Below are 25,330 nucleotides of genomic sequence, written 5' to 3' on the forward strand. Positions count from 1 at the left end.
AATCGACGCGGTTTCGGTCCAATCAACCCATTTTTGGGCGTTCTGACCAGTGGACGCTGTTGCGGATCGCAATTACACGGGCACGGCAATTTGCACAGAAGGGCTAGAATCTATGAATAATGCCGATCTCGCCGACCGTCTTGCCGGTGATCATGGTCTGACCAAGACCGACGCCAAGAAGCTGGTCGATGGCGTGTTCGCCGCCATTGCCGATGCGGCCGCCAAGGGCGAGGAAATCTCGCTCAACGGCTTTGGCAAGTTCAAGGTCAAGGAAAGCGCGGCGCGCGAAGGTCGCAACCCGTCGACCGGCGCGACGATCCAGATCGCAGCGTCGAAGAAGCTGACCTTTGCGCCGGCCAAGGCGGTCAAGGACAAGCTGAACGGCTGATCCTTGTCGATCCCGGCATGACCGGGTCCAATTCGCCGCCCCCGGTACCCGACGGTGCCGGGGGCGGTGTCATTTCCGGAGAGCGCCGCGTCCATGGTCCCGCGTGAATTGATCGGTACCGCCGACGTGCCCGGCGGCGAACCGCTCCGGCTGTTCCGGCGCGGCGACGACTATATGATCGTGCTCGACCGCAACGAATTGATGAGCACGCGGATGCGCGGGTCGGAGATCGCGCTGGCGACGATGACCTGCGCGCGGCTGCGCGACCGGGCCGCGGCGCGGCTGCTGATCGGCGGTTATGGCATGGGCTTCACGCTGCGCGCCGCGCTCGCCGAACTGGGGGCGGGCGCGCGGGTCGATGTCGCCGAGCTGGTGCCCGGCATCATCGCATGGGCACGCGGGCCGATGGCGGCGCTGACCGCCGGTTGCCTCGACGATCCGCGCGTGACCCTGATCGACGGCGATGTCGGGCGTGTCATCACGGCGGCGCGCGGAGCCTATGACGCGATCCTGCTCGATGTCGACAACGGCCCCGACGGCCTGACCCGCGCCGCCAATGATTCGCTCTATTCGATGCGCGGACTGGCGTCGGCGCGCGCGGCGCTGGCGCCGGGCGGGGTGCTCGCAATCTGGTCGGCGGCGCCCGACAATGTCTTTGCCCGCCGGCTCACCGACAGCGGGTTTGCGGTCGACGAACAGGCGGTGCGCGCGCGGGAGAATGGCAAGGGCCCGCGCCACGTCATCTGGTTCGCAACCCGGCGGTGATCCGTTCTCTGCCGCGCTGGCCCAATGACCTAGTGGATTCGCGCGCGAATTGGCCTATGTTCGCGCCATCGTGATCCACGCGCTCGCCAATCCTGCCCGTTTCCTGAAGATCGCGCGGCCGCTGACTCCCCTGCTCGTCTGGGCGGGGCTGGCGCTCACCCTGTTCGGCGTGTGGGCCGGATTGACCCGGACGCCGCCCGACTATCTGCAGGGCGAAACGGTTCGAATCCTCTATATCCACGTTCCCGCCGCCTGGCTGGGCATGGCCGGATGGTCGGGAATCGCGGTGTCGAGCATCGCCTATCTGATCTGGCGCCACCCGCTGGCGACGGTGTCGGCCCGGGCGTGCGCGGTGCCGGGCGCGCTGTTCGCCGCGATCTGCCTTGCCACCGGATCGATCTGGGGACGGCCGACCTGGGGGACTTGGTGGCAATGGGACGGGCGGCTGACGTCGATGCTGCTGCTGTTCTTCATCTACCTTGCCTATATCGCGCTTGCCCGCGCCGATCAGGACCGCGGCGGCGACGGGCGCATCCCCGCGCTGTTCGGGATCGCCGGTTCGGCGCTGCTGCCCGTCATCCGTTACTCGGTGGTGTGGTGGAACACGCTGCACCAGGGCCAGAGCCTGACGCTGACGAAGAACACGATCGCGAGCGAGATCCTGTGGCCGCTTGGCTTCACGCTCTCGGGCTTCACCCTGTTGTTCGCGGGCATCGTCTTGATGCGGATGCGCGCCATCCTGGCGACCGGCCGGGTCGAGGCGCGGATGCGGCGGATGGCCGCGGCATGAGGCGGGCGGCATCGAAATGAATCAATGGGCCTTCGTGATCGCGGCCTATGCCGTGACCTTTGGCGGGGCTGGCGCGATCCTGCTGCTCAGCTATGTGACGATGCGCCGCGCCGAACGCGCGGCCGATGAGGTGAAGACGCGGCGATGAAGGCGAAGCATCAACGGCTGGTCCTGGTCGCGCTGGGCGTGACGGCGGTAATGGGGGCGAGCGCGCTGGCGCTTTCCGCGCTCAAGGACGAGGCCGCGTTCTTCTATGCCCCCGGCGACGTCGTCGGCAAATCGCCGCCGGTCGGTCGCGCGGTGCGGCTGGGCGGGATGGTCGAGGCGGGATCGATCCGCCGCCAGCCCGACGGCGTGTCGATCGCTTTTACCGTCACCGACGGCAAGGCGCGGGTGCCCGTCACCTTCAGCGGCATCGCCCCCGACCTGTTCAAGGAGAAATCGGGCGTGGTCGCCGAGGGTCAGTTCCGCCCCGACGGCAGCTTTGCCGCCGACAATCTGCTCGCCAAGCATGACGAGCGTTACATGCCCCCGGAAATGGCGGGCAAGATGGCCGCCGCCGAGACGCTGAAGCAATGATCGCCGAAGCCGGTCTGGCGGCGCTGTGGCTCGCCGCAGCCCTGGCGCTGCTGCAATTCGTGCTCAGCGTGCTCGGGCTTCGCCTCGCGCACATTGCCGGCGACCGCGACGACCGGCGCGAAACCGCGGCGCAGCTGATCGCGGGCGTGCGCCCGGTCGCCATCGTCCAGGGCGCGCTGGCGGCGCTTGCCTTCGTGCTGCTCATCACGCTGTTCGTGCGCTCCGACATGTCGGTGCTGCTGGTCGCGACCAACAGCCATTCGGCCAAGCCGCTTATCTACAAGATCGCGGGCGCGTGGGGGAACCACGAAGGCTCGATGCTGCTGTGGGTGACGGTGCTGGCGCTCGCGGGGGCGGGCATCGCGCTCATCGAACGGCGGCTCGGCGAAGCGACGCTGGTCGCGACGATCGGCGCGCAGGCGTTCATCGCGCTCGGCTTCTACGCGTTCCTGCTGATCGCCTCCAACCCCTTTGCACGGCTCAACCCGGCGGCGCCCGAGGGGCAGGGGCTGAACCCGCTGCTCCAGGACCCCGGCCTCGCCTTTCACCCGCCGACGCTCTATTTCGGCTATGTCGGCCTGTCGGTCGCCTTTTCCTTCGCGGTCGGCGCGCTGGTAATGCGCGATGTCGGCCCGGCCTTTGCGCGCGCGATGCGCCCGTGGGTGCTTGGCGCGTGGATTTTCCTGACGCTCGGCATCACCGCGGGCAGCTACTGGGCCTATTACGAGCTCGGCTGGGGCGGCTGGTGGTTCTGGGACCCGGTCGAGAACGCGTCGCTGATGCCTTGGCTGGCCGCAACCGCATTGCTCCATTCGGTCAATGTGCTGGCCGCGCGCGACGGTCTCAGGTCGTGGACGATCATGCTCGCGGTCATCGCCTTTTCGATGTCGATGATCGGCACCTTCCTGGTGCGATCGGGCATCCTGACCAGTGTCCACGCCTTTGCCGTCGACCCCGAGCGCGGCAGCTTCATCCTCGCGCTGCTCGCCATCTATATCGGCGGCGCGCTCGCCTTGTTCGGCCTGCGCATCGGCAGCGTGCGCCAGGGCGCGACGTTCGAGCTGGTCAGCCGCGAAGGCGGGCTGGTCTTCAACAACCTGTTGCTCTCGGTCATCCTGGGCATCGTGCTGATCGGCACGCTCTATCCGATCGTGGCGCAGGCGATGGGTACGCAATTGTCGGTCGGTCCGCCCTTCTTCAACAAGACGACCGGGCCGATCGCGCTCGCGCTGATGGTAGGCATGGCGGTCGGGCCGATGCTGCGCTGGCGGCGCGACGATGGCGGCGCGGCGCTGCGCCGGGTGGTCATCCCCGCCGGGGTCGCGGCGGTGGCGGGCGTCGTGCTGCTGATCGCCGCGCCGGGTGCCGGGCCGTTCCCGATCCTGGGGCTGGCGCTCGCGGCCGGGCTGGCGGTGGCGAGCGTGCTGCCGCTGTTCCGCCGCGACCTGGCCCGCGTGCCGCTGTTCACCTATGGCATGATCCTGGCCCATCTGGGGGTCGCGGTGTCGATCGCGGGCATGGCGAGCGAGCGCGCCTTCACCGTCGAGCGGCTGGTCGCAGTGCGCCCGGGCGAGACGACCCGGGTCGGGCCCTATGCGGTCACGCTGATCGGCATCGCGCCGGCGATCGGCCCCAACTGGTCGGCACTGGAGGGGCGTCTGCGTGTCCAGCGCGGCGACGGCACCCCGTTCGTGATGGGGCCGCAGAGCCGGTTCTTCTCTGCCCCGCCGACGGTGACGAGCGAGGCCGCGATCCTGACCGTCGCCGACGGCCAGCTCTATACCGTGCTCGGCCAGCTCGACGGTGCGGGCCGCGTGCAGCTCCGGCTATGGTGGAAACCGTATGTGACGCTCATCTGGCTGGGCGGCGCGATGATCGGGCTGGGCGGCCTGCTCGCCCTGATCGGCCGCTTGTGGCGCGAGCGGCGCGGCACCCGGCGTCAGGCCCGGCAGGAGGCCTGGGCGTGAGGCGGCTGCTCATCTGGCTTCCGCTGCTCGTCTTCGTGCTGCTCGTCGCGGTGGCGCTGCGTGGCTTGCTTGCCCCCGCCGACCCGATCGTGCGCTCGGCGATGGTCGGAAAGCCGCTGCCGGCGTTCGACCTGCCCCCGATTGCACCGGGCAAGCCCGGCCTGTCGAGCGCGTCGTTCCGGGGCGGCGAGCCGCGCCTGCTCAACGTGTTCGCCAGCTGGTGCGTGCCCTGCATCGCGGAGGCACCACAGCTGCTGAAGCTTAAACAGGCGGGCGCGCGCATTGACGCGATCGCGATCCGCGACAAGGGACCGGCGATCGCGCGCTTTCTTGCCGAACATGGCGATCCCTATCAACGCATCGGCGACGACCGGGAAAGCAAGGTCCAGCTGTCGCTGGGCTCGTCGGGGGTGCCGGAGACCTTCGTGATCGACGGGCAAGGGGTGATTCGCGCCCAGCATGTCGGCGACATCCGCGACGACGATGTCGGAAAGCTGCTCAAGGCGCTGGAGGAGGCGCGGTGAGGCGGGCGATCATCGCGCTCAGCCTGCTCGTCGCCGGCCCCGCGCTGGCCCAGTCGGACCAGCCGCCCGCGCGCATGGCCGACACGCAGCTCGCCGATCGGGCGAAGGAGCGCGAGGCCAAGGCGCTGATGGAAACGCTGCGCTGCCTGGTCTGCCAGGGCCAGTCGATCGCCGACAGCGACGCGGAAATGGCCGGCGACATGCGCGCGCTGGTCCGCGAGCGGATGCAGCAGGGCGAAAGCGCGGGTCAGGTGCGCGACTGGCTGATCGAACGCTATGGCGACTATGTCAGCTACGATCCGCCGGTGACGGAGGCGACCGCGCCCTTGTGGATCGCGCCGATCCTCTTGCTGATCGCCGGCGTCGCGGTCGCCGCGCGCAGCTTCAAGCGCAAGGCGCGGAAGCGTTGATGACGGGCAAGGCTCCGTTGGTATCGCGCAGGGTCTGCCGCTGATGGGCTGGGTGGCGCTGGCGGTTCTGGCACTGGCGGCGGGCGCGCTGCTGTGGCTGTGCGGTGCGCCGCGTGCGCTGACGATGATCCTGGCCGCGGCGCTCGTGCTCGGCGCCGCGGGCTACGCGTGGCAGGGGCGACCGACATTGGCGGACAGCCCGCGTACGGCCCAGGCGCGGCAGCTGGAGATGGAACCGGGGCTTGTGGCCTTTCGCGCCGCCATTCTCGGCACGCGCAATCGCGGCGCGTTCAGCACCGCCGATGCCGCAATCCTGGCGGGCCGGCCGGACGAGGCGGTCGCGGTGCTGATCCGCGCCGTCCAGCGCGCGCCCGACGATTTCGCGGTGTGGACCGCGCTCGGCACCGCCTATGCGATCAACGACAATCAGCAAATGTCGCCCGCCGCCAGCTTCGCCTTCGCCCGCGCGGTCAGGCTGGCCCCGCGCGAGCCGGGACCGCCCTTTTTTCTGGGGCTCGCGCTCGTCAATGCGGGCGAGCTGGAGGCGGCCCGTGCCGCCTGGGCCCGCGCGTTGGCGCTGTCGCCGCGCGATGCGCCCTATCGCCGCGATATCGAGGAACGGGTGCGCCTGCTCGACGGCTTCATCGGCATGATGGCGCGCCCCGCGCCACGATAGGCGACGCGCTGCTGCGCGCGCTAATTTCGGCTTCCGAACCTACAGGGGGCTATCCTACGCGGGGCCGCTGGGCCTATGTCCGGGACATGGCCTTGACCGTTGTCCGCATCGCCCCGTCCGACATCGCTGTCGCCCCGAACGATTGGGTGCGCGGGTGTGAGCATCGGCGCGCACAGCCCGCAACTTCCGCAACTTCGCGCGCATGATCGCGCATCTGACCGGGGTGCTGGCCAGCGCCGGCCTGGACAGCGCGGTGGTCGATGTCGGCGGCGTCGGCTATCTGGTCGGCGCGTCGGCGCGCACGCTGGGGGCGCTGCCGCCCGTGGGGTCGACCGTCACGCTCCACACCGAAATGCTGGTGGGGGAGGATTTCATCCGCCTGGTCGGTTTCGCCGATGCGGGCGAGCGCGACTGGTTCCGACTGCTGACCGGGGTGCAGGGCGTCGGCGCGCGCGTGTCGCTCGCTATCCTGTCGGTGCTGTCGCCCGATGAGCTCAACATCGCCGTCGCGCGTCAGGACAAGGCGATGGTCGCGCGCGCCAACGGGGTCGGGCCGAAGCTTGCCGAACGCATCGTGCGCGAGCTGAAGGACAAGGCCGGCGGGCTGGTGATCGGGCCGGCCGTTGCCGGGGCCGCGGCCGCACCCCCGGCCGGCGCAGCTGCCGATGCCGCGTCCGCGCTGCTCAACCTCGGCTTTAGGCCCGCCGAAGCCGCTGCCGCGGTGCGCGCCGCCGAGGACGAACTGGGTCCCTCTGCGACCCTCGACGCGCTCGTCCGGCTGGCGCTGCGCAAGGCGGCGAAATGAACCTGCACCGCTCACCACGACGTTGGCGCGTCGCGTGTAAGCAGCTATGTTACACGTCATGACCGACTTGACCCTTTCGCTTCCGCCGGCCCTGCAAAGCTGGATCAACGCGCGTGTCGCCGACGGTCTGTATCTTGATGCCGCCGACTACCTACGCGATCTGGTTCGCCGCGATCAGGAGTCGGCGGACGCCGATACGCGCTGGGTGCGCGCCATGATTGAGGAGGGGCTGGCATCTGGTATTGTCGACCAGGATCCTCGGGATATCGTTCGCGAATTGATTGACCAAGATCCTGATCTTCGTGACTAGTTTGCGCACGACGGCGGCGGCACGCGCCGACATTCGGAACATCCGTAGCTACAGCAAGACCGCCTTCGGTCCGCAGCTCGCACGCGACTATCTCGACGGCCTGGCTGCGGCGTTTGACCGCATTGCCGCGAAACCCCAGGTGGGTCATCCAGAAGCGGCGCTGGGAGATCTGATCCGCAGCGTGAAGTATCGGTCGCAACGCATTTATTATCGTGTCGAAGGCGACGGCATCCTCGTGGTGCGCGTCCTGCATCACGCTCGAGACAGGCCGTCGACTGTCGGAAGCAGCCAATGACCGACGACCGTCTGCTCACCGCCGCCCGCCGCCCGGAGGATGTCGACGCCGCGCTGCGGCCGCGCGCGCTCGACGACTTCGTGGGCCAGCAGGGCGCGCGCGACAATCTGCGCGTGTTCATCGCTGCCGCGAAAGCCCGCGGTGAAGCGCTTGACCACGTGTTGTTTTTCGGCCCGCCGGGGCTGGGCAAGACGACGCTGGCGCAGATCATCGCGCGCGAGATGGGTGTCGGGTTCCGCGCCACCTCTGGCCCGGTCATCGCCAAATCGGGCGATCTCGCCGCCTTGCTCACCAATCTCGAGGACGGCGACGTCCTGTTCATCGATGAGATTCACCGCCTCGCGCCGGCGGTCGAGGAAGTGCTGTATCCGGCGATGGAGGACCGCGCGCTCGACCTGATGATCGGCGAGGGGCCGTCGGCGCGGTCGGTGCGGATCGACCTGCCGCGCTTCACCCTGGTCGGGGCGACGACGCGGCAGGGGCTCCTGACCACGCCGCTGCGCGACCGGTTCGGCATCCCGGTGCGGCTCAATTTCTACACGGTCGACGAGCTGGAGCGCGTCGTCACCCGCGCCGCCGGGCTGCTCGGACTCGCCATCGCCGCCGATGGTGCGCGCGAAGTGGCGCGGCGTTCGCGCGGCACGCCTCGCATCGCCGGGCGGCTGCTCCGCCGGGTGCGCGATTTCGCCCACGCCGCCGGGCACGAGGTCGTCGATGCACGCGCCGCCGATGCCGCGCTCAACCGGCTGGAGGTCGATGCGCTCGGCCTCGACGCGATGGACCGGCGCTACCTCACGATGATCGCCGACATTTATCGCGGCGGCCCGGTAGGGGTGGAGACGCTGGCGGCGGGCTTGAGCGAACCGCGCGACACGGTGGAGGAAGTGATCGAGCCCTATCTGATCCAGATCGGCATGATTGCCCGCACCGCGCGCGGGCGCTGCCTCAACGGGCCGGCGTGGAAGCATCTGGGGCTCGATCCGCCGACCGGCGGACAGGACGGGCTGTTCGACTGACGAAACGATCGTGGTCGGGCGGCGATGCCCTGTTCATGCGCCGCCGGCTTGGTTAAGGCCCCGGCATGAATGACGCCTGCGACCTTCAGCCGGTCAGCGGCCGGTTCGTCGGGACCGAGCATCGCTACCCGGTGCGCGTCTATTTCGAGGATACCGACCTGTCGGGCGTGGTCTATCACGCCAATTACCTGCGCTTCATGGAGCGTGCGCGTTCCGACATGCTGCGTCTCGCCGGGGTCGACCAGCGCGCCGCGCATGAGGCGGGCGAGGGCGCCTATGCAGTGCGCGACGTGGCGCTGCGCTTCCACGCGCCCGCGAAACTGGACGACGCGCTGGTCGTTGTCAGCCGGCTGATCCAGCTGCGCGCCGCTTCGGTGGTCATTCATCAGAGAGTCATGCGCGGCGACACGATATTGACCGACGCCTCGGTCGAGGCGGCGTTCGTCGCGCCATCGGGTCGGCCGCGGCGCCAGCCTGCGTCATGGGTGGCGGCGTTCGAGCCGCTGGTCTGGAAGGGGAATTGATGGATTTCGCGTTGAATGCCGACCCGGCGACGCTGTCGCCACTTGCGTTGTTCCTTCAGGCCGACTGGGTGGTGAAGGCGGTGATGCTGGGCCTGCTCGCCGCCAGCATCTGGACATGGGGGATCATCATCGCCTTTCTGACCCGGCTGGGGGGCGTGCGCAAATCGATCGCGCGCTTCGACGCGGACTTCGACCGGGCGGAGGACATCGACGCCTTCTACCGCATTCATTCAAAGGGCGAGACCGCGATCGAGCGCGTTTTCGTCGCCGGCGTCGATGAATGGCGACGATCGACCAGCGGCAAGGTGATCGACCGCGAAGGCACGCGCGAGCGCCTCGCCACCGCGATGGGATCGCGCGTCGCCGCCGAAATCGACGCGCTGGCGGATCGCTTGAACGTGCTGGCGACGGTCGGTTCGGTCGCGCCGTTCGTCGGCCTGTTCGGCACGGTGTGGGGGATCATGCGCAGCTTCACCGCGATCGCGCAGGAACAGAGCTCGTCGCTCGCGGTCGTCGCACCGGGGATCGCCGAGGCGCTGTTCGCGACCGCGATCGGCCTGTTCGCAGCCATCCCGGCGGTGATCGCGTACAATCGTTTCGCCCACCGCATCAACGGCGTCGAGGCACGGCTGAGCCGTTTCGCCGACAAGTTCCACGCCCAGCTCAGCCGCGCGCTGGAGGGGTAGGGCGATGGCGATGAACCTGCCGTCATCCAAGGCGAAGGGGCGGCGCGCGCCGATGGCCGACATCAACGTCACCCCGCTGGTCGACGTGATGCTGGTGCTGCTCATCATCTTCATGGTCACCGCGCCGCTGCTCACCGCGGGGGTGCCGGTCAACCTGCCCGACAGCCGGGCCAAGGCGCTCGACCAGGACCAGCAGCCGGTCCAGGTCGCGATCGACGCGGACGGCCGCATCTTCGTCGACAAGGACGAGGTGACTGAGGCGATCCTGCCCGACGTGCTGGCGCGAATTGCCGCGCGCGGCGGCCCCGATGGGCAGCCGCCCCAGGTCTATCTGCGCGCCGACCGCTCGCTCGGCTATGGCCGGGTGATCGGGGTGATGGGCGAGCTCAACCGCGCCGGGCTCAATCGCGTGGCGCTGGTCAGCGCGAGCCGGGACGGGCGGTGAGCGCGGCGACGGCAGGTCCCGGGCGCGCGGAATGGGCGGGGATCGCGGTCGCCGCGATTGCCCATGTCGCGCTGTTCGGCCTGTTGTCGCTCGGCTTCCTCGAAACCCCCAATCCGCTCAATCTGAAGTCCAAGGCGATCGACGTATCGCTGATCGACGATGTGGCGCTGGAGGCCGCCGCCCCGGTCACCGCGGACGCGCCCGCAACTTCGATCGCGCCCGATGCCGGCCCGCCCGAGGATGCCGCGCCCGCCGAGCCGGTGCGGCCACTGCCCGAGCCCGAGCCGGTTGCCCCGCCCGCACCCAAGGCCGCGCCGCCGCCCCGGCCCGAGCCTGCGGCCAGCCCCAAGCCGCCGACCCCCGCCAGGGCGGAGCGCAAGCCGGTGCCGGCCAAGGCGGAGGCGAAGCCCGCACCCAAGACGACGACCGCCAAGGCGTCGGGCAGCGATCCGGCAGCAAAGCGCCCGCGACCGACCGGGGCCCGGCTGGGCAGCGATTTCCTGAAAGGGATCGTCGATCGGCCGTCGGCGGGCAAGGCACAGACGCCGCGCGCGGCCAATGTCGGTGCCCAGGCGGTCGCGGGCCTGGCCGACGCGATTGCGCGCCAGGTCCAGCCCTGCGCCAACCGCATCCCCAATCCGGGCCCCGGCGCCAACCTGATCCGGTCGCGCATCCGGCTCCAGATGAAGCCCGACGGGACGATGGCGGTGCGCCCCGAGCTGCGCGGCCAGACCGGGGTCAATGACGGCAACCAGCGTTATGCCCAGCGCGTCGCCGAACTCGCGATCGCCGCGTTCATCCAGTGCGCGCCCTACACGCTGCCGGCGGAGCTTTACGAAGGCGGCTGGGAAGACATCATTATCAATTACCGGCTTCCCGAATGATGCCGATGCGAAACGAACTTGGATCACGACCGTTCAACGCCCTAACGACGGCGACGAAGAGGATGAGGACCCCGATGCGTAATTCGATCGCCCTTGCGCTTGCTTTGTTCGGTGTGGTCGTTGCCACGCCAGCCTTTGCCCAGGTAGAGGTCGACATCGTCGGTGGCATCAGCGCACCGATGCCGATCGCGATCCCGCCGATGCCGACGCCCAGCGTCGCCTCGACCGCCGCCGGCTCGACCGACGCGCTCGGCCGCGAAGTGGCGCAGGTGGTGACCAACGACCTGCGCAATTCCGGCCTGTTCCGCCCGCTCGGCCCCAATGTCCTGCGCAACGTGACGATGGCGGAGGTGACCGCGCCCGATTACGGCTATTGGGGATCGACGGGTGCACAGGCGCTGATCGAGGGGTTCGTGCGCGCCAATGGCGACGGCACGCTGACCGTCGGCTGCTATCTCTACGACGTATTCGCCCGCACCGAACTGACCCGCCAGGGCTTCGTCGTCCAGCCTGCCGAATGGCGGCGCGCCGCGCACAAATGTGCCGACGCGGTCTATACCCGCCTGTCGGGCGAGGGACCCTATTTCGACAGCCGCATCGTCTATGTCTCGGAAACGGGGCCGAAGAACAAGCGGATCAAACGGCTGGCCATGATGGACCAGGACGGGGCCAACCACCGTTTCCTGACCAACGGCCAGTCGATCGTGCTCAACCCGCGCTTCTCGCCGTCGGGCGACACCCTTGTGTTCATGAGCTACGAGAATGACCGGCCGACGATCTATAGCTACAATCTCGCCACCCGAGCTCAGAGCGCGCTGGTGACCAATGTCAGCCTGGCCTTCGCGCCCAAATTCTCGCCCGACGGCCGCTATGTGCTGTTCTCGATGGCGCGGGCGGGCAATACCGACCTGTACCGCGTGCCCGCCGGCGGCGGCACGCCGCAGCGGCTGACCACCGCGCCCGGAATCGACACGTCGGGCACCTATTCGCCGGACGGGTCAAAGATCGTGTTCGAAAGCGACCGTTCGGGCGGCCAGCAGCTTTACGTGATGAACGCCGACGGGTCGAACCAGCAGCGCATCAGCTTTGGCGGCGGGCGCTATGCGACGCCGGCATGGAGCCCGCGCGGCGACCTGATCGCGTTTACGCGCGTCGGTGGCGGCAAATTCTCGATCGGGGTGATGAGCCCGTCGGGCGGCAACGAACAGATCCTGACCGACGCTTGGGGCGACGAGGGACCGAGCTGGTCACCCAATGGCCGCGTCCTCACCTATCTGCGCACCGCGCAGGGGTCGGGCCGCGCCGAAGTTTGGTCGGTCGACCTGACCGGGGTCAATGAGCGGCGCATTCCGACCCCGCTCGATGGATCGGACCCCGACTGGGGACCGTTACGCAAATGAGCCTGCGGGCGCGACGCAACCTATCTCACAAGGAGAAACGATCATGGCCAAGACGATGACCAAGCTGGTGCTGCTGGCGGCACTCGCCGCGACCGCCGGATGCGCGAAGAAGCGTCCCGACGTGCTGCCGCCCGCCGCGGGCGAGGCACCCGCCCAGACCACGCCGGAAACCACCGGCCCGGTCGGCAACGCCGTCGTCCCCGGGTCGGCGGAGGATTTCCGCCAGACTGTGCGCAGCGACACGGTCAATTTTGCGCTCGACCAGTATGAGATCGACGCGACCGCCGGCGGCATCCTCGACAGCCAGGCGGCGTGGCTGTCGCGCTATCCCAATGTCCGCGTGACGATTGAAGGTCATGCCGACGAACGCGGCACGCGCGAATACAACCTCGCGCTCGGCGACCGCCGCGCGAATGCGGTCGCGACCTACCTCGCCAATCGCGGGATCGCGGCCACGCGAATCACCACGATCAGCTATGGCAAGGAACGCCCGCTGGCACTCGGCTCGGACGAAGCGAGCTGGGCGCAGAACCGCCGTGCGGTGACCGTCGTCGTCGAGTAAGCCAGACGCGGCGCAGCGGGAAACGACGCTGCGCCGCGCTTTTTCATCGCGGTCAAAACGCGTTCCAGTTCGCGAGACACTGTTAACACCCTTCATCATCTCTTTACACTAAGTCATTAACTTGACTGGGCAATATGGGATGGTGGTTCCGATGCTCTTTCGTCTTACATCGACTGCATTTGCGGCGGTTTCGCTGGCGGTAGCGACCCCGGTTCTGGCGCAGTCGCGCTCCACGACGATGGCGGTTACCGCCACCGTGCTGGAGAATTGCAATATCGCGGCGACGCCGATGGCGTTCGGGACGCTGGGTGGCGTCGGCGGCACCGATAGCGACACGACCGCATTGGTCACGCTGACCTGTACGCCCAACGCGGATTTCGAGGTCGCGATGGACAACGGCCAGAACGCCCAGGCGTCGCAGCGCCGCCTGCGCAGCGTGCTGGGCACCGAATATCTGCCGTACCAGATCTATCGCGACGCGGGACGCACCCAGGCGTGGGGCAGCACGAGCGGGCTCAACACCCAGCCCGGCACCGCACCGCTGGGTCTGGCGACCTTCACCGCTTATGGGCGCATTCCCGCGAGCGCGACCCCGGTCACCGCGGGCGTCTATACCGACACGGTCACCGTGACGGTCAATTTCTGAACATGCGATGGGAACGCGTCGCCCCTTGACGATTGCCTGCGGTGCCCCGCCGCGGGTCGATCACGGGTCTGCCGGATCACGCCGGCGCGGTTCCGGCCGGCCGCGGCGCATCCGGACGGCGGCGGCGATCGGGCTGGCACTGCTCACGGTTGCGACCGCAACCCGCGCCGCGTTGCCGGGGGGCCTGGAGATGAGCCCGTTGCGGATCGACCTGACCCCGGAAATCCCGGCACAGCGGCTGACGCTGCGCAACGGCGGCGATCGGCCGGTCGCGGTGCAGCTTCGCGCGTTCGAGTGGCAGCAGGACGGGCAGGGCGACGTCTATTCGCGCACCGATCGCCTGAGCGTGACGCCCGCGATCGTCGAGATCGCGCCAGGCGCGACGCAGCTGTTCCGGGTTGCGCCGCGCGCCGCCGCCGATGTGCCCGAGCAGCGGTATCGCGTCGTCGTCGACGAGTTGCCCGCCCCCGAGGCCACGCCGGTCGCAGGCATGGCAACCCGGTTGCGGATCACCGTGCCGGTGTTCGTGGCTGCCCCGGCGGCACGCGACAGTCGCCTGCGCTGGACCCTGTCCGCAGCGGGGCTGCGCGTTGCCAACCTGGGCGACCGAAGCGCGCGCCTCTATCCCGGCAGCATCGTGAACGCGGCCGGGCAGACCGTCGCGACAATGGCCGCGCCGCCGCGTTACCTGCTGGGCGGCAGCGCGTTACCGGTCATGCTCGACCGGGTGCCGAGTTGCGCGGCGGGGGAGCTGACGCTCGTTCGCGCCAACGCGGACGGCTCCTCCGATGCACCCCAGCCGATCCTGTGCGGCTAAGCTTGCGCACGCCCTGTCCCCGGTGTCGCTACTGGTGGGCTTTGCGGCGGCGTGGCCGGCGGCGGCCGCCGACCGGGACGATCCGTTCAGGCTCAATCCGCTCGAACTGAAACGCGGATCGACCGGAGCGACCGAGTGGCTGGTCGAGGTCGAGATCGACGGCGACCGCACCGACACCCTGGTCGCGTGCCGGGTGACGCCCGAGGGGCTGCTCCTCGCCGCGGAGGATGCCCGGCGCATCGGGGTGTCGGGCATAACGATTCCCGGCGGGGTACTGTTGCGCGCGGGCGCGCCGGGGTGGCGGCTGGATCGTGCGAACGGGGTGCTGATCGTTACGACCGCCGATCGCGTCCAGCAGATCGACCTGAGCGCGCCGGCGCAACCGCAGGCGACGGGGCGGGCGCGGGCGGTGGTCGCGGTGATTGCCGACTATGATCTCAACCTGATCGCCGACCGCGACGGCGTTCGCCCAGCAGGTCTGGTCGCCGGAAGGCTGGCGCGCGGGCCGAGCGCGCTCGACACCGGATGGGCGATCACGGCGGGTCCGGGCGGCGGCACGCGGCTGGCGCGGCTCGACACCAGTTTCTCGACCTTCTGGCCCGATCGCACGCTGGGCATCCGGATCGGCGACTTCATTTCGCGGCCAGGCCCGGCGACCCGCGCGCTGCGGCTGGCGGGCGTCCAGTTCGGGACGCGGTTCAACGTCGCGCCCGATCTGATCACCCGGCCGGTGGCCGAGCTGTCGGGATCGGTCGCGGTCGCCTCCACGCTCGACCTGCTGCTCAACGATCGGCGGGTACGCCGCGACCAGGTGAGCGGGAATTACGCGCTCAGCCGCGTTCCCCTGGTGCCCGGGCGCAACCGGATCGACGTCGCGCTGACCGACGTGACCGGGCGACAGGTGATCCAGACGCAGCGGGTCTACAGCCTGAGCGACGCGCTGGCCGCGGGGCGCACCGACTTTTCGATCGAGGCCGGCCTGATCCGCAGAGGATATGGCTTCCGCAATCCGCGCTATCGGGGTGCCGCCGCCAACATGGTCGTGCGCCACGGCCTGAGCGATCGCATCACCGGCGAGATCAACGCACAGCTTGCCGGTGACTTCGCCTCGATCGGCGGGGTCGGTCACCTCACGATCGGGGGGCTCGGCGCGCTCAGCCTGGGGACGCAGGCGAGCCGGTCGGCGCGCGGGGGCCGGACGCAATCGGGCGCGGCGTTCAGCGCGGCGTTCGAATCGATCGGCCCCGTGGTGTCGGGGCGGATCGCGGCGCGACACACATCGGGCGACTATGCCGACCTTGCGCGATCGGCGGGTGACCCGCGACCCGAAGCCTTTGTCGTCGGGACCGTCGATTTCGACCTGGGTCGCCTGGGCGCGATCGACCTTCAGGTGGCGGAGCGGAGCGGGCCGGGAATCCGCCGGCTTGACGATGCGCCGCCGCGCAACAGCCGGGGTGTTTCGATCGGGTATCGCCAGACGCTGGCGCGCCGGATGAGCCTGTATGTGCGGGCAGACGGGCGGCGCGACGCCGGGTGGCGCTTTTCGGCGATGGCTGGGCTGTCGGCGGCTTTCGGGCCGCGCACGACCGTGTCCGCATCGGTCCTGGCCGCGCAGGGCGGGACGCTCGCCACCGCCGGCGTCTATCAGGGCGACACCGCTCCGGGCGAATGGGGGTATGCCGTCCAGGCCGTGACGGGTGGCGTCGATGCGGCCGAGGTCGCCGTCGCCCGGCGCTGGCACGGCGTGCGCGGCGAGGCCGGACTGCGCCTGGTCGAGGGGACGGCCCAGGGTCGCGTGAACGCACGCGGCACCGTCGTGTTCGCCGATGGCAGCGCATTCGCGACGGCATCCAGCCATGGCGGCATCGCCATCCTGCGGACCGGTTCGCCGACCGCGGTGCGGGTGATGCATGAAGGGCGTCCCGCCGGTGAGGCGAGCGCGCGGCGTCCCGCCATGATCGCCAACGTTCCCGCCTTCGTTCGCTCACGGTTCGAGATCGACCCGGTGAGCATTCCGCCCGATGCAGTGGTGCGTCAGGCCGGTGTGGTGGCGTCGGTGCCCGACCGCGGCGTGATCGCGGTCGACCTGGCGGTCGAGCGCTATGTGGCGGCGCGGCTGGTCCTGCGCGATGCGGACGGCAACCCGATCCCGCCGGGCACCGCGCTTTACGCCTTTCCCTCAGGCGCACGCTACCGGGTGGGTTTCGATGGCGAGCTGGAGATCAACGCGGCGCTCGCGGATGCTGAACTGCGCGTCCGCTATGGTCCGTCGACTTGCTTCGTCGCGCTCGACGGCCGCGCGAATCCTGTCGCCGACACGCCGGCGGTGCGGACATGCCATCCCCGGATCGCGGACACGCGCGGTTCGGGTCCGCGCTAGCCGAAATGGCTTGCCCGCCACCGATGCATGATATAAAAGTGATATCACATTAACGGGAGGCAAAAGCATGAATACGGCGAACGACCGCGCGCTGCGCATGACGTCGGAACGCGAAATCACGACGCGAAGCGGCTATGGCATGCTGGCGGTGGCACTGGTCTTGAGCGTCGCCAGCGTCGGGGCGACGACGATGGTGCGCGCCGCGCCGGCGCCGGCGGTGACGGTCATGGTGATCGCCGGGCTGCTTACGATCTTCGTCCTGGCGGGCTTCTACCTGCTCCAGCCCAATCAGGCGGCGGCGATCCTGCTGTTCGGCGATTATCAGGGGACCGATCGCACCACCGGGCTGCGCTGGACCTGGCCGTGGCTGTCCAAGAAGAAGGTGTCGGTGCGCATCCACAACATCACGTCGGAAAAGCTGAAGGTGAACGACCTGCGCGGCAATCCGGTCGAAATCGCGTCGAACGTGGTGTGGCGTGTGGCGGACACCGCCCAGGCGCTGTTCGACGTCGACGATTATCGCGAGTTCATCAACATCCAGATCGAGAGCGCGGTGCGCGCGATCGGGTCGCGCTATCCCTATGACGATTTCGATGCGGACAGCGTGACGCTGCGCGGCGACGGCGATCATGTCGCCAACGAACTGCGCCGCGAGCTGCAGGAACGCGTCGAGATGGCGGGCATCCAGATCGACGAGTGCCGGCTGACCCACCTCGCCTATGCGCAGGAAATCGCGCAGGCGATGCTGCGCCGGCAACAGGCCGAAGCGGTCATCGCCGCGCGCGCCAAGCTGGTCGAGGGCGCGGTGTCGATGGTCGAACATGCGCTGGAACAGCTGTCGAGCAAGCAGGTGGTCGAACTGGACGACGAACGCCGCGCGGCGATGGTGTCCAACCTGATGGTCGTGCTGTGTTCGGAGCGCGACACCCAGCCGGTGGTGAACGCGGGTTCGCTGTACCAGTAAGCATCGAAAGGTGGCCGTTCCCCCCAAAAAGGCGTTTCCGCTCAGGCTCGACCCCGCATTGTTCGCGGCGATCGAGCGGTCGGCGGCGGGCGACCTGCGCAGCGTCAACGCGCAGGTCGAGTGCCTGCTGCGCGAGGCGCTGGCGCGGCGCGGCGTGCGGCTGGCTCCGCCCGAGCGCGCCCGGCGGGGGCGGCCCCCCAAGGAGAGTGAATGATGCGCGGAAATTCGTGTTTCAAGTGCGGCGGCTCGATGACGGAGGGGTTCACCTTTCGCACCAATCACAGCGGCCAGCATGCCGTGGCGGAATGGATCGAGGGCGCGCCGCAGAAAAGCTTCTGGAACGGGCTCAAGCTCTCCGGTCGCAAGCGGATCGACATCCAGACCTATCGCTGCAGCCGCTGCGGCCTGCTGGAATCATATGCCCGCAGCTGAGGACCCCAAGCTTGCGATGATGCGAACGTGCCGGCGACTTGGGTCGCCGGGCAAACCGGGAAGGGGACGGACGATGCGATCGAGACTGACGGGCCTGACCAGCGCCTTGCTGGCGATGGCGACACCCTGCGCGGCCCAAGGGGCTGATCCGGCCGCGCCGGTCGAGATCGCGACCGCCGGCCCCCGGGGGCCGCTGGCCGGCACGCTGATCCTGCCGGCGCCCGATCGGCCGGTGGTGCTGATCCTGCCCGGATCAGGTCCGACCGACCGCGACGGCAACAGCCCGCTGGGTATCCGGGCGAGCAGCTACCGCCTGCTCGCCGAGGCGCTGGCACGGCGCGGCATCGGCAGCGTGCGCGCCGACAAGCGCGGCCTGTTCGGCAGCAAGGACGCGGTCGCCGACCCCAATGCGGTCACCGTCGCCGACTATGCCCGCGACGCGGGCGGCTGGATCGACACGATCAGGAAACGGACGGGGCGGCCCTGCGTCTGGCTCGCCGGTCATAGCGAGGGCGGGCTGATCGCGCTGGTGACGGCACAGGGGCGCAGCGATATTTGCGGGGTGGTGCTGATCGCCGCGCCGGGCCGCAAGCTGGGCGACGTGTTGCGCGAACAATTGCGCGCCAACCCCGCCAATGCGCCGCTGCTGCCCGCGGCGATGGCAGCGATCGACACGCTGGAGGCCGGCGGATCGGTCGACGCGGCGACGTTGCCGCCGCCGTTGCTGGCGCTGTTCAATCCGGCCGTGCAGCCGTTCCTGCGCGACCTGATGGCGCAGTCGCCGACCGCACTTGCGGCGGCGTTGAAGGTGCCGCTGCTGGTCATCGCCGCCGAGCGCGACATTCAGGTGCCGCCTACCGACGGTGAGGCGCTGGCGGGCGCGAAGCCCGGCGCGGTGCTGGTCCGCGTGGCCGATGCCAACCACGTGTTGAAACGCGTGACGTCGGACGACCGTGCGGCCAACCTGGCGACCTATGCCGACCCGTCGCTGCCGGTGGTGCCGGAGATCGTCGATGCGATCGTCGCATTTGTCGGCAAGGATTTGGGTTCGGCCCGCTAACGGATCTGCGTATGTCGCAAGGCCTGTCCGTCGAACCCGATTGGATCGTCGCCCCGGCCTCGTGCCGGGGTCCACTGCGCCACATCGCGGCCGCTGCGCCGGTCTGAGCCGCCTCAACGGCGTAAGGTCACGTATCCTTGCGTGCGGTCAGAGGCCTGTGCCGGCTGCGTGGTCGACCCCGGCACGAGGCCGGGGTTACGGCGTGCGGGATGACACCCTCCGCGATCGGCCGACCTCTAACGCTGCCGCCGCCGCTCCGCGCGCGAGTCGTACGCGTTGGCGGGGTCGAACGCCTCGTCGAGCAGGCGGGCGAGGCGCAGGCCGGCGCGCTCGACCTGAAGGCGCTGGGGATCGACCGAGCGGTTGATCGAGTCGTTGCTGAGTTTCACCGACGACTGGGGCGGGCCGCACGGGTCGCCGCCCTGCGCTTCGGCATAGGCGACGTCGCGCGCCACCTGCCACGCCTGCTGCGCCCAGTCGGCGGTGGTGCCGGCGGTGATCGCCGACTTTTCATCGGCGGTATAGCTGCGGACGAGGCTGGGCGGCGTCGAGATCGCGCGTTCGGCCAGTGCGCCGTCCCAGATCGAATGCAGGTTCAGACGCTCGCTTTCATAATCGCCATAGGCCGCCTTGACCGCATTGCCGCCGCGATCCTGGCGATTGCCCGAATGGAGCGGCATGTGCATGTCGCCGACGAAGTGGATGAGGAAGGCGAGCGCGGCCACCTTCTCGCGCATCGGGATCGAGCTGTCCTGCAGCAGCTTCACGTCGCGGTCGATCTGTGCCGAGACGCAATTGCCGTTTGCGCACGCGCTTTCCAGATCGAACGGCTTGCAGATGTCGATCGTCTGGTAATGCCAGGGTGCCGAATAGTTGAAACGCAGCCCCATGCCGCGGATGCAGTCGGGCCAGACGCTTGCGTCCTCGGGCGTCGCCGCGCGGCACGTCGGCGTTTCCAGCAGCGCCGATTTCGCCAGCATCGCGCGCACCTTGGCGCGGGTGGCGGGGCTCACATTGGCCATCGCGATATCGGCAATCGTCGCGTGCGCGTAACGGCCATAGGCGTTCGCCGTCGACGGCAGGAGGAGGCTGGCGATGGCGAGCGCGGCGAGGAGATGTCTGAGCATGAATGGCCTGCCTGAAGATGGATTTCAGTTACGCAACCCGCTCATCCTGAGTAGCCGCTGAGCGAAGCCAAAGCGGCGTATCGAAGGACGAGCGCGCGGTCTCTGTCCTCCGATAGCGGCCTTCGACTTTGCTAAGTCCCTACTCAGGATGACCGGGTTGGGTGTGTGGCTGGCCGCTACCGGCCGATTGCGACGATTGAAAGACGGTCGCGGGGCCGACTTTCCGATTATTCCTCATCCCCGTAAATCGCGACCTTGCGCGTCCCGCCGGCGATGGCGCGGCCGCGATACATGCCCGGCGTGTTGAAGCTCCATGCTGCTTCCCCGGTCGGGCCGGTGACGATGACGCCGCCGTCACCGCCCAGGTCGGCGGTTTCCTTCATTACGGCGTCGGCGGCCTGTTGCAGCGTTTCGCCCTTGAAGCGCACGCGCGCGCAGATTTCGTGCGCGACGCCCTCGCGGATGAAGAACTCGCCCGCGCCGGTGGCGGAAACCGCGCAGGCGCGGTCGTCGGCGTAGGTGCCCGCCCCGATCACCGGCGCGTCACCGATCCGGCCCCAGCGCTTGCCGGTCAGCCCGCCGGTCGAGGTCGCGGCGGCGACATGTCCTGCCTTGTCGAGCGCGACGGCGCCGACGGTGCCGTATTTCAGGTCGATATCGAACCAGCCCGCCGAACGCGACTTGAGCTCGTCGAGCTGGCGACGGCGCTCGGGCGTGGCGAACCAGCTGGGGTCGACCGTCTCGACGCCGTTGTCGCGCGCGAACTCCTCCGCCCCCGCGCCCGACAGCATCACGTGCGGGCCCTTCTCCATCACCTTGCGCGCCAGCGTGACCGGGTTCTTGATCGTCGACACGCCGGTGACGGCCCCGGCGCCACGCGTCGCGCCGTCCATGATCGCGCTGTCGAGTTCATTGGTGCCGTTCCAGGTGAACACCGCGCCGCGCCCGGCGTTGAAATGGGGGTCGTCCTCCAGGATCCGGACCGCGGCCTCGACCGCATCGAGCGCGCTGCCGCCGCGTTCGAGCACCGCCGATCCCGCGACCAGCGCCTGGTCGAGCGCGGCGCGCACCGCCTTGTCCTGTTCGGGCGTGATCCGTTCGCGTTCGATCACGCCCGCGCCGCCATGAATGACGAGCGTCCATTGCGGGCGATCCTGGGCGTGGGCGGGCAGGGACATCAGCAGGGCTCCGATCAACAGGGGAAGACGCATCAGATGGGTTCCTTCACGACTGGGTCGCGACCCTAGCAGGCATCGCGCGCGGTTCCAGCCGGGGACGCAGGCCGATCAGTGGCCGCAGCCAGCCGATGCGCCGCCCGGCGAGATAGAAAGCCCAGCAGCCCGCGACCGTTGCCGCCAGCGTGATTGCGAACTCGATCGGCGCCGAGGGGGCAAATCGACGCAGCGCCCACACCACCGCGACGATGATCGTCTGGTGGATGAGGTAGAAGGGAAAGACCGCCTCGGTCAGCATCGTGCGGCGCGGATGGTCGCGGTCGAGGAAGCGATCGGCAAGCCCGATCAGCGCGACGATCGCCCCCCATTGCTGGACGCTGTGCGCGGACAGATAGACCGGCAGAAAGTCGCGCGCGATCGGGATCGCACCGGGCCAGTTGAGCTCGGCCGCCGCCTTGACGCCATAGCCCGCGATCGCGGCCAGTCCGGCGACTTTCCACCACCGGCGGATCGCCGCCATCGCCGCCGCCGATCCGGCCAGTCCGAAGCCGAACAGGAAGGCGGGCAGATAGATGGCATGGGCGACCGGATCGTCGAACAGCGCGTGCGTCTCGCCGCGCATCGGGAACCAGCGCAGATGGACCGCGAGCAGCCAGGCGAGCGGCAGCACGAGCACGCCGACGCCGCCGAAGGCGCGGTCGAACACGCGCTGGAGCCACGGTGTGCGCACCAGTGCGATCAGCACCGCCAGCGCCATGGTATAGACCCACAGATAACCGACGAACCACAGATGGTTCCAGGTCGGCAGGACGAGCCCGTCGAGCGTGCCGAAGCGGAAATAGTCGTGGATCCAGAAATGCGGCAGCCCGAAGCCGTAGCCATGCTTGGTGACGAGCTCGATCCAGGGCTGGGGCGGCACGACGACGATGACGCCGAACAGGAGCGGCACGACCAGCCGCACGGTGCGGTTGCGCGCGAAGGCCGTCACGCCGCCGGCGCGGCGCAGCAGTGCGCGCGTGGCGTAGCCCGAGACGACGAACAATAGCGCCAGCCGCCACGCGTTGAGCGCCAGCATCGGCACCACCACCCAATCGGCGACGTGCGGCGACTTCACGTGGAAGTTCCAGGGCGCATAGACGAGGCCGATATGATAGAGGATCAGCAGCGCGAACGCCGCGATCCGCAGCCAGTCCATCCCGTAATGCCGCGCGATCGGCGGGGCCGCGTCCGGGCGGGGGGCGGTCGCCGTGTGCGTCATCGCTTCGCTTTAGGGGGAAACCGACCGCGACGATAGCGGGGTCGGCGCGTATCGCCTTCCGCTGTCGCGGCGGGGCGGCTATACCGGCCGCATCATCGGCTCTTCAGCGGGAAACCCCATGTCTGTTCGTCCCTGGCGCGATATCATCCGCCGCAAGTCCCGCCAGATCATGGTCGGCAACGTGCCGGTCGGCGGCGATGCGCCCGTCACGGTGCAGACGATGACCAATACCGAAACCCATGACGTCCGCGGCACGATCGACCAGATCCGCCGTTGCGAGGAAGCGGGTGCCGACATCGTCCGCGTGTCCTGCCCCGATGTCGAAAGCACCGCGGCGCTCAAGCAGATCGTCCGCGCCGCCCGCGTGCCGATCGTCGCCGACATCCATTTCCACTACAAGCGCGCGCTCGAGGCCGCGGATGCGGGCGCGGCATGCCTGCGCATCAACCCCGGCAATATCGGTTCGGCCGACCGGGTGCGCGAAGTGGTCAACGCCGCCAAGGCCAATGGCTGCGCGATCCGTATCGGCGTGAATGCCGGCAGCCTGGAAAAGGACCTGCTCGAAAAATATGGCGAGCCGTGCCCGGAGGCGCTGGTCGAAAGCGCGCTCGACCATATCAAGCTGCTGCAGGACCATGATTTCCACGAATTCAAGGTGGCGGTGAAGGCATCCGACATCTTCCTGGCGGTCGCCGCCTATCAGCAGCTCGCGGAAGCCGTGGATTGCCCGCTGCACCTGGGCATCACCGAAGCCGGCGGGTTCGTCGGTGGCACCGTCAAGTCGGCGATCGGCATCGGCAGCCTGCTCTGGTACGGTATCGGCGACACGATCCGCGTCAGCCTGTCCGCCGAGCCCGAGGAGGAGGTGCGCGTCGGCTTCGAAATCCTCAAGAGCCTGGGGATCCGCAACCGCGGTGTGCGCGTCGTGTCGTGCCCCAGCTGCGCGCGCCAGGGCTTCGACGTGATCCGCACCGTCCAGACGCTCGAGGAGCGGCTCCAGCATATCCGCACGCCCTTGTCGCTCAGTGTGTTGGGCTGCGTCGTTAACGGCCCGGGTGAGGCGCGTGAGACCGATATCGGGCTGACCGGCGGCGGTGCGGGCAAGCATATGGTCTATCTGTCGGGCGTGACCGACCACACGGTCGAGGACGCCGACATGGTCGATCACATCGTCCGGCTGGTCGAGGCCAAGGCCGCCGAGATCGAGGCCGCGAACGAGGCGAAAGCGGCCTGATCGACTGGACCGAGCCGCGGTTCAGCCCGCGTCGGGTTCCGGCCCCGACGGCGTGTTGGGTGCGACATCCTCCGCGCGGAAGCCCAGCGTCACGTGGCGCTTCACCTCGCCCGCGACATCGCTGACGAGATAGAGCGGCCGCCGCTTGGCCTCGACATAAAGGCGGCCGAGATATTCGCCGATCATGCCCAGCACGAACATCTGCACCGCGCCCAGCACGACCACGACCAGCATCAGCGACGTCCAGCCCGGCAGCGCGTGGCCCATCGCGAACGCGCCCAGGATATAGATGACGAGCAGCACCGACGCCGCCGTCAGCCACAGTCCGACATGGCTGGCGAAACGCAAGGGCGCGGTCGAGAAGCCGGTAACCGCATCGAGCGCGAATCGGATCATCTTGGCGAGCGGATATTTGCTCTCGCCTGCGATGCGTTCGGCGCGGTCATAGGCGAGCGGCACCTGGCGGAAACCGATCCACGCGACCATGCCCCGCACGAAGCGCGCCTGTTCGGGCAGCGCCAGCAGCGCATCAAGCGCGCGGCGGCTCATCAGGCGGAAATCGCCGGTGTCGAGCGGGATCGGCGTGTCGGTCACGCGGTCGAGCACGCGATAGAAGGCGGCGGCGGTCAGCTTCTTGAAAAAGGTCTCGCCCTCGCGCTTGCGGCGCACGGCATAGACGACGTCGGCCTCCTCCGCCGCCATCACGCGGCGCATTTCGCTCAACAGCTCGGGCGGATCCTGAAGGTCGGCATCGATGATCAGGATCTGGTCGCCCGCGCACAGATCGAGCCCGGCGGTCAGCGCCAGCTGGTGCCCGTGATTGCGAGAGAGGTTGATCGCGACGACGTGGCGGTCGCCCGCCGCCAGCCGCTGCATGACCGGCCAGCTGGCGTCGCGCGACCCGTCATTGACCAGAACGACCTCGTAATCCTCGCCCACCGCCGCGCGCGCCGCCGCCCGATACACGCGCGTGCAGGGCGTCGAGGCACGCTTCCTCATTGTAGCAGGGGATGACGATCGAGAGCGCGGGGCGAATCATGGCCGCGCGGTCTACGCCTTTTCGCTGCCGAGTCGAGGGGGCGGGGGCGGAGCGCTACCGCGACATCGTTGCTGTCCTTCTCAGAGGCTGACCGGGAAAGGGGATGATCGCAAGACCCCGCCACTCCTTCCTCGTCACCCCGGCCTCGTGCCGGGGTTCACCGCGCAACCCG

30 protein-coding genes and 1 pseudogene are annotated in these 25,330 nt (G+C 69.0%); 27 read left to right on the forward strand and 4 right to left on the reverse strand.

Annotation, left to right across the window (positions count from 1 at the left end):
- Positions 1-112 precede the first annotated feature (112 nt).
- From AX709_RS06715 to AX709_RS06835, 26 genes are all read left to right on the forward strand, one after another.
- A complete protein-coding gene (locus AX709_RS06715) occupies positions 113-388 on the forward strand; it encodes an HU family DNA-binding protein (protein ID WP_066476499.1) in 276 nt (91 codons plus the stop codon).
- Positions 389-481: 93 nt separating this feature from the next.
- Positions 482-1,153 (forward strand): spermidine synthase, encoded by a 672-nt coding sequence (locus AX709_RS06720; protein ID WP_066476498.1) that lies wholly within the window; start codon positions 482-484, stop codon positions 1,151-1,153.
- A 49-nt stretch (positions 1,154-1,202) separates the two neighbouring features.
- Positions 1,203-1,943 carry a heme ABC transporter permease CcmC gene (ccmC, locus tag AX709_RS06725; protein ID WP_231726179.1) on the forward strand — a complete coding sequence of 247 codons (741 nt, stop codon included), beginning with the start codon at positions 1,203-1,205 and terminating at the stop codon, positions 1,941-1,943.
- Between the two features lie 16 nt (positions 1,944-1,959).
- Entirely contained in the window at positions 1,960-2,091 is a 132-nt protein-coding gene (locus tag AX709_RS19300; protein ID WP_269450176.1) for a hypothetical protein, read from the forward strand.
- The gene (gene ccmE, locus AX709_RS06730) at positions 2,088-2,522 is read left to right on the forward strand and encodes a cytochrome c maturation protein CcmE (protein WP_066476496.1); all 435 of its coding nucleotides are present in this window, start codon (positions 2,088-2,090) and stop codon (positions 2,520-2,522) included. Before AX709_RS19300 ends, ccmE begins: the two co-directional genes overlap by 4 nt.
- Positions 2,519-4,489, forward strand: coding sequence for a heme lyase CcmF/NrfE family subunit (locus AX709_RS06735; RefSeq protein ID WP_066548063.1), 1,971 nt, complete (start codon positions 2,519-2,521; stop codon positions 4,487-4,489). Before ccmE ends, AX709_RS06735 begins: the two co-directional genes overlap by 4 nt.
- Positions 4,486-5,013, forward strand: coding sequence for a DsbE family thiol:disulfide interchange protein (locus AX709_RS06740; RefSeq protein ID WP_066476617.1), 528 nt, complete (start codon positions 4,486-4,488; stop codon positions 5,011-5,013). The genes AX709_RS06735 and AX709_RS06740 overlap by 4 nt, the downstream gene beginning before the upstream one ends.
- Positions 5,010-5,423, forward strand: a complete 414-nt coding sequence (locus AX709_RS06745) for a cytochrome c-type biogenesis protein (protein WP_066548065.1) — start codon at positions 5,010-5,012, stop codon at positions 5,421-5,423. Before AX709_RS06740 ends, AX709_RS06745 begins: the two co-directional genes overlap by 4 nt.
- A 43-nt stretch (positions 5,424-5,466) precedes the next feature.
- Entirely contained in the window at positions 5,467-6,099 is a 633-nt protein-coding gene (locus AX709_RS06750) for a tetratricopeptide repeat protein (RefSeq protein WP_066548068.1), read from the forward strand.
- Between the two features lie 202 nt (positions 6,100-6,301).
- Positions 6,302-6,904 (forward strand): Holliday junction branch migration protein RuvA, encoded by a 603-nt coding sequence (ruvA, locus tag AX709_RS06755; RefSeq protein WP_066548070.1) that lies wholly within the window; start codon positions 6,302-6,304, stop codon positions 6,902-6,904.
- Positions 6,905-6,962: 58 nt separating this feature from the next.
- On the forward strand, positions 6,963-7,214 hold the full coding sequence (locus tag AX709_RS06760; protein WP_231726181.1) for a ribbon-helix-helix domain-containing protein: 252 nt from the start codon (positions 6,963-6,965) through the stop codon (positions 7,212-7,214).
- On the forward strand, positions 7,186-7,509 hold the full coding sequence (locus AX709_RS06765) for a type II toxin-antitoxin system RelE/ParE family toxin (RefSeq protein ID WP_082731661.1): 324 nt from the start codon (positions 7,186-7,188) through the stop codon (positions 7,507-7,509). Before AX709_RS06760 ends, AX709_RS06765 begins: the two co-directional genes overlap by 29 nt.
- Positions 7,506-8,525 carry a Holliday junction branch migration DNA helicase RuvB gene (gene ruvB / locus AX709_RS06770; protein ID WP_066476477.1) on the forward strand — a complete coding sequence of 340 codons (1,020 nt, stop codon included), beginning with the start codon at positions 7,506-7,508 and terminating at the stop codon, positions 8,523-8,525. Before AX709_RS06765 ends, ruvB begins: the two co-directional genes overlap by 4 nt.
- 65 nt (positions 8,526-8,590) lie before the next feature.
- Complete coding sequence (gene ybgC / locus AX709_RS06775; protein ID WP_066548079.1) at positions 8,591-9,049, forward strand: tol-pal system-associated acyl-CoA thioesterase; 459 nt, start codon at positions 8,591-8,593, stop codon at positions 9,047-9,049.
- Positions 9,049-9,735: a protein TolQ gene (tolQ, locus tag AX709_RS06780; protein WP_066476473.1), complete on the forward strand. Its 687-nt coding sequence runs from the start codon at positions 9,049-9,051 to the stop codon at positions 9,733-9,735. Before ybgC ends, tolQ begins: the two co-directional genes overlap by 1 nt.
- 4 nt (positions 9,736-9,739) lie before the next feature.
- Complete coding sequence (gene tolR / locus AX709_RS06785) at positions 9,740-10,180, forward strand: protein TolR (RefSeq protein WP_066476471.1); 441 nt, start codon at positions 9,740-9,742, stop codon at positions 10,178-10,180.
- A complete protein-coding gene (locus tag AX709_RS06790) occupies positions 10,177-11,064 on the forward strand; it encodes a hypothetical protein (RefSeq protein ID WP_066476468.1) in 888 nt (295 codons plus the stop codon). Before tolR ends, AX709_RS06790 begins: the two co-directional genes overlap by 4 nt.
- 104 nt (positions 11,065-11,168) lie before the next feature.
- Entirely contained in the window at positions 11,169-12,464 is a 1,296-nt protein-coding gene (gene tolB / locus AX709_RS06795) for a Tol-Pal system beta propeller repeat protein TolB (RefSeq protein WP_443026189.1), read from the forward strand.
- A 43-nt stretch (positions 12,465-12,507) separates the two neighbouring features.
- Positions 12,508-13,026, forward strand: a complete 519-nt coding sequence (pal, locus tag AX709_RS06800; RefSeq protein WP_066476463.1) for a peptidoglycan-associated lipoprotein Pal — start codon at positions 12,508-12,510, stop codon at positions 13,024-13,026.
- A 151-nt stretch (positions 13,027-13,177) separates the two neighbouring features.
- On the forward strand, positions 13,178-13,672 hold the full coding sequence (locus AX709_RS06805) for a Csu type fimbrial protein (RefSeq protein WP_197417154.1): 495 nt from the start codon (positions 13,178-13,180) through the stop codon (positions 13,670-13,672).
- Between the two features lie 190 nt (positions 13,673-13,862).
- On the forward strand, positions 13,863-14,489 hold the full coding sequence (locus tag AX709_RS06810; protein ID WP_066673164.1) for a fimbrial biogenesis chaperone: 627 nt from the start codon (positions 13,863-13,865) through the stop codon (positions 14,487-14,489).
- 22 nt (positions 14,490-14,511) lie between these two features.
- A complete protein-coding gene (locus AX709_RS06815) occupies positions 14,512-16,869 on the forward strand; it encodes a fimbrial biogenesis outer membrane usher protein (RefSeq protein WP_066685200.1) in 2,358 nt (785 codons plus the stop codon).
- Between the two features lie 67 nt (positions 16,870-16,936).
- On the forward strand, positions 16,937-17,833 hold the full coding sequence (locus AX709_RS06820) for an SPFH domain-containing protein (RefSeq protein WP_066548090.1): 897 nt from the start codon (positions 16,937-16,939) through the stop codon (positions 17,831-17,833).
- 10 nt (positions 17,834-17,843) lie between these two features.
- Entirely contained in the window at positions 17,844-18,047 is a 204-nt protein-coding gene (locus AX709_RS06825; RefSeq protein ID WP_066476446.1) for a hypothetical protein, read from the forward strand.
- Positions 18,044-18,265, forward strand: a complete 222-nt coding sequence (locus AX709_RS06830; protein ID WP_156454182.1) for a hypothetical protein — start codon at positions 18,044-18,046, stop codon at positions 18,263-18,265. Before AX709_RS06825 ends, AX709_RS06830 begins: the two co-directional genes overlap by 4 nt.
- Positions 18,266-18,338: 73 nt before the next feature.
- A complete protein-coding gene (locus AX709_RS06835; protein WP_066548095.1) occupies positions 18,339-19,325 on the forward strand; it encodes an alpha/beta hydrolase in 987 nt (328 codons plus the stop codon).
- Between the two features lie 236 nt (positions 19,326-19,561).
- Here the strand turns inward: AX709_RS06835 and AX709_RS06840 are convergent, their stop codons facing one another.
- The 3 genes from AX709_RS06840 to AX709_RS06850 form a co-directional block, all read right to left on the reverse strand.
- Entirely contained in the window at positions 19,562-20,452 is an 891-nt protein-coding gene (locus AX709_RS06840; RefSeq protein WP_066548098.1) for a S1/P1 nuclease, read from the reverse strand.
- A 227-nt stretch (positions 20,453-20,679) separates the two neighbouring features.
- Complete coding sequence (locus tag AX709_RS06845; protein WP_066548209.1) at positions 20,680-21,630, reverse strand: isoaspartyl peptidase/L-asparaginase family protein; 951 nt, start codon at positions 21,628-21,630, stop codon at positions 20,680-20,682.
- A 46-nt stretch (positions 21,631-21,676) separates the two neighbouring features.
- Positions 21,677-22,885, reverse strand: coding sequence for an acyltransferase family protein (locus AX709_RS06850; protein ID WP_231727446.1), 1,209 nt, complete (start codon positions 22,883-22,885; stop codon positions 21,677-21,679).
- A gap of 118 nt (positions 22,886-23,003) precedes the next feature.
- On the opposite strand from AX709_RS06850, the gene ispG reads away from it, so the two are divergent.
- Entirely contained in the window at positions 23,004-24,119 is a 1,116-nt protein-coding gene (gene ispG, locus AX709_RS06855) for a flavodoxin-dependent (E)-4-hydroxy-3-methylbut-2-enyl-diphosphate synthase (protein WP_066476435.1), read from the forward strand.
- A 21-nt stretch (positions 24,120-24,140) separates the two neighbouring features.
- Here ispG and AX709_RS06860 read toward each other — a convergent pair.
- Positions 24,141-25,158: pseudogene (locus AX709_RS06860) on the reverse strand (glycosyltransferase family 2 protein).
- Positions 25,159-25,330: the final 172 nt, after the last annotated feature.

Source organism: Sphingomonas sp. CCH15-F11, from assembly GCF_001557005.1.
In the GTDB taxonomy this organism is placed as follows: domain Bacteria; phylum Pseudomonadota; class Alphaproteobacteria; order Sphingomonadales; family Sphingomonadaceae; genus Sphingomonas.

What these genes read in the sequence shown, in the direction of transcription:
- AX709_RS06715 (WP_066476499.1), top strand. Translation starts at nt 113, where the DNA reads ATGAATAATGCCGATCTCGCCGACCGTCTTGCCGGTGATCATGGTCTG.
- AX709_RS06720 (WP_066476498.1), top strand. Translation starts at nt 482, where the DNA reads ATGGTCCCGCGTGAATTGATCGGTACCGCCGACGTGCCCGGCGGCGAA.
- AX709_RS19300 (WP_269450176.1), top strand. Translation starts at nt 1,960, where the DNA reads ATGAATCAATGGGCCTTCGTGATCGCGGCCTATGCCGTGACCTTTGGC.
- ccmE (WP_066476496.1), top strand. Translation starts at nt 2,088, where the DNA reads ATGAAGGCGAAGCATCAACGGCTGGTCCTGGTCGCGCTGGGCGTGACG.
- AX709_RS06735 (WP_066548063.1), top strand. Translation starts at nt 2,519, where the DNA reads ATGATCGCCGAAGCCGGTCTGGCGGCGCTGTGGCTCGCCGCAGCCCTG.
- AX709_RS06750 (WP_066548068.1), top strand. Translation starts at nt 5,467, where the DNA reads ATGGGCTGGGTGGCGCTGGCGGTTCTGGCACTGGCGGCGGGCGCGCTG.
- ruvA (WP_066548070.1), top strand. Translation starts at nt 6,302, where the DNA reads ATGATCGCGCATCTGACCGGGGTGCTGGCCAGCGCCGGCCTGGACAGC.
- AX709_RS06760 (WP_231726181.1), top strand. Translation starts at nt 6,963, where the DNA reads ATGACCGACTTGACCCTTTCGCTTCCGCCGGCCCTGCAAAGCTGGATC.
- ruvB (WP_066476477.1), top strand. Translation starts at nt 7,506, where the DNA reads ATGACCGACGACCGTCTGCTCACCGCCGCCCGCCGCCCGGAGGATGTC.
- ybgC (WP_066548079.1), top strand. Translation starts at nt 8,591, where the DNA reads ATGAATGACGCCTGCGACCTTCAGCCGGTCAGCGGCCGGTTCGTCGGG.
- tolQ (WP_066476473.1), top strand. Translation starts at nt 9,049, where the DNA reads ATGGATTTCGCGTTGAATGCCGACCCGGCGACGCTGTCGCCACTTGCG.
- tolR (WP_066476471.1), top strand. Translation starts at nt 9,740, where the DNA reads ATGGCGATGAACCTGCCGTCATCCAAGGCGAAGGGGCGGCGCGCGCCG.
- pal (WP_066476463.1), top strand. Translation starts at nt 12,508, where the DNA reads ATGGCCAAGACGATGACCAAGCTGGTGCTGCTGGCGGCACTCGCCGCG.
- AX709_RS06805 (WP_197417154.1), top strand. Translation starts at nt 13,178, where the DNA reads ATGCTCTTTCGTCTTACATCGACTGCATTTGCGGCGGTTTCGCTGGCG.
- AX709_RS06810 (WP_066673164.1), top strand. Translation starts at nt 13,863, where the DNA reads ATGAGCCCGTTGCGGATCGACCTGACCCCGGAAATCCCGGCACAGCGG.
- AX709_RS06820 (WP_066548090.1), top strand. Translation starts at nt 16,937, where the DNA reads ATGAATACGGCGAACGACCGCGCGCTGCGCATGACGTCGGAACGCGAA.
- AX709_RS06830 (WP_156454182.1), top strand. Translation starts at nt 18,044, where the DNA reads ATGATGCGCGGAAATTCGTGTTTCAAGTGCGGCGGCTCGATGACGGAG.
- AX709_RS06835 (WP_066548095.1), top strand. Translation starts at nt 18,339, where the DNA reads ATGCGATCGAGACTGACGGGCCTGACCAGCGCCTTGCTGGCGATGGCG.
- AX709_RS06840 (WP_066548098.1), bottom strand. Translation starts at nt 20,452, where the DNA reads ATGCTCAGACATCTCCTCGCCGCGCTCGCCATCGCCAGCCTCCTCCTG.
- AX709_RS06845 (WP_066548209.1), bottom strand. Translation starts at nt 21,630, where the DNA reads ATGTCCCTGCCCGCCCACGCCCAGGATCGCCCGCAATGGACGCTCGTC.
- AX709_RS06850 (WP_231727446.1), bottom strand. Translation starts at nt 22,885, where the DNA reads ATGACGCACACGGCGACCGCCCCCCGCCCGGACGCGGCCCCGCCGATC.
- ispG (WP_066476435.1), top strand. Translation starts at nt 23,004, where the DNA reads ATGTCTGTTCGTCCCTGGCGCGATATCATCCGCCGCAAGTCCCGCCAG.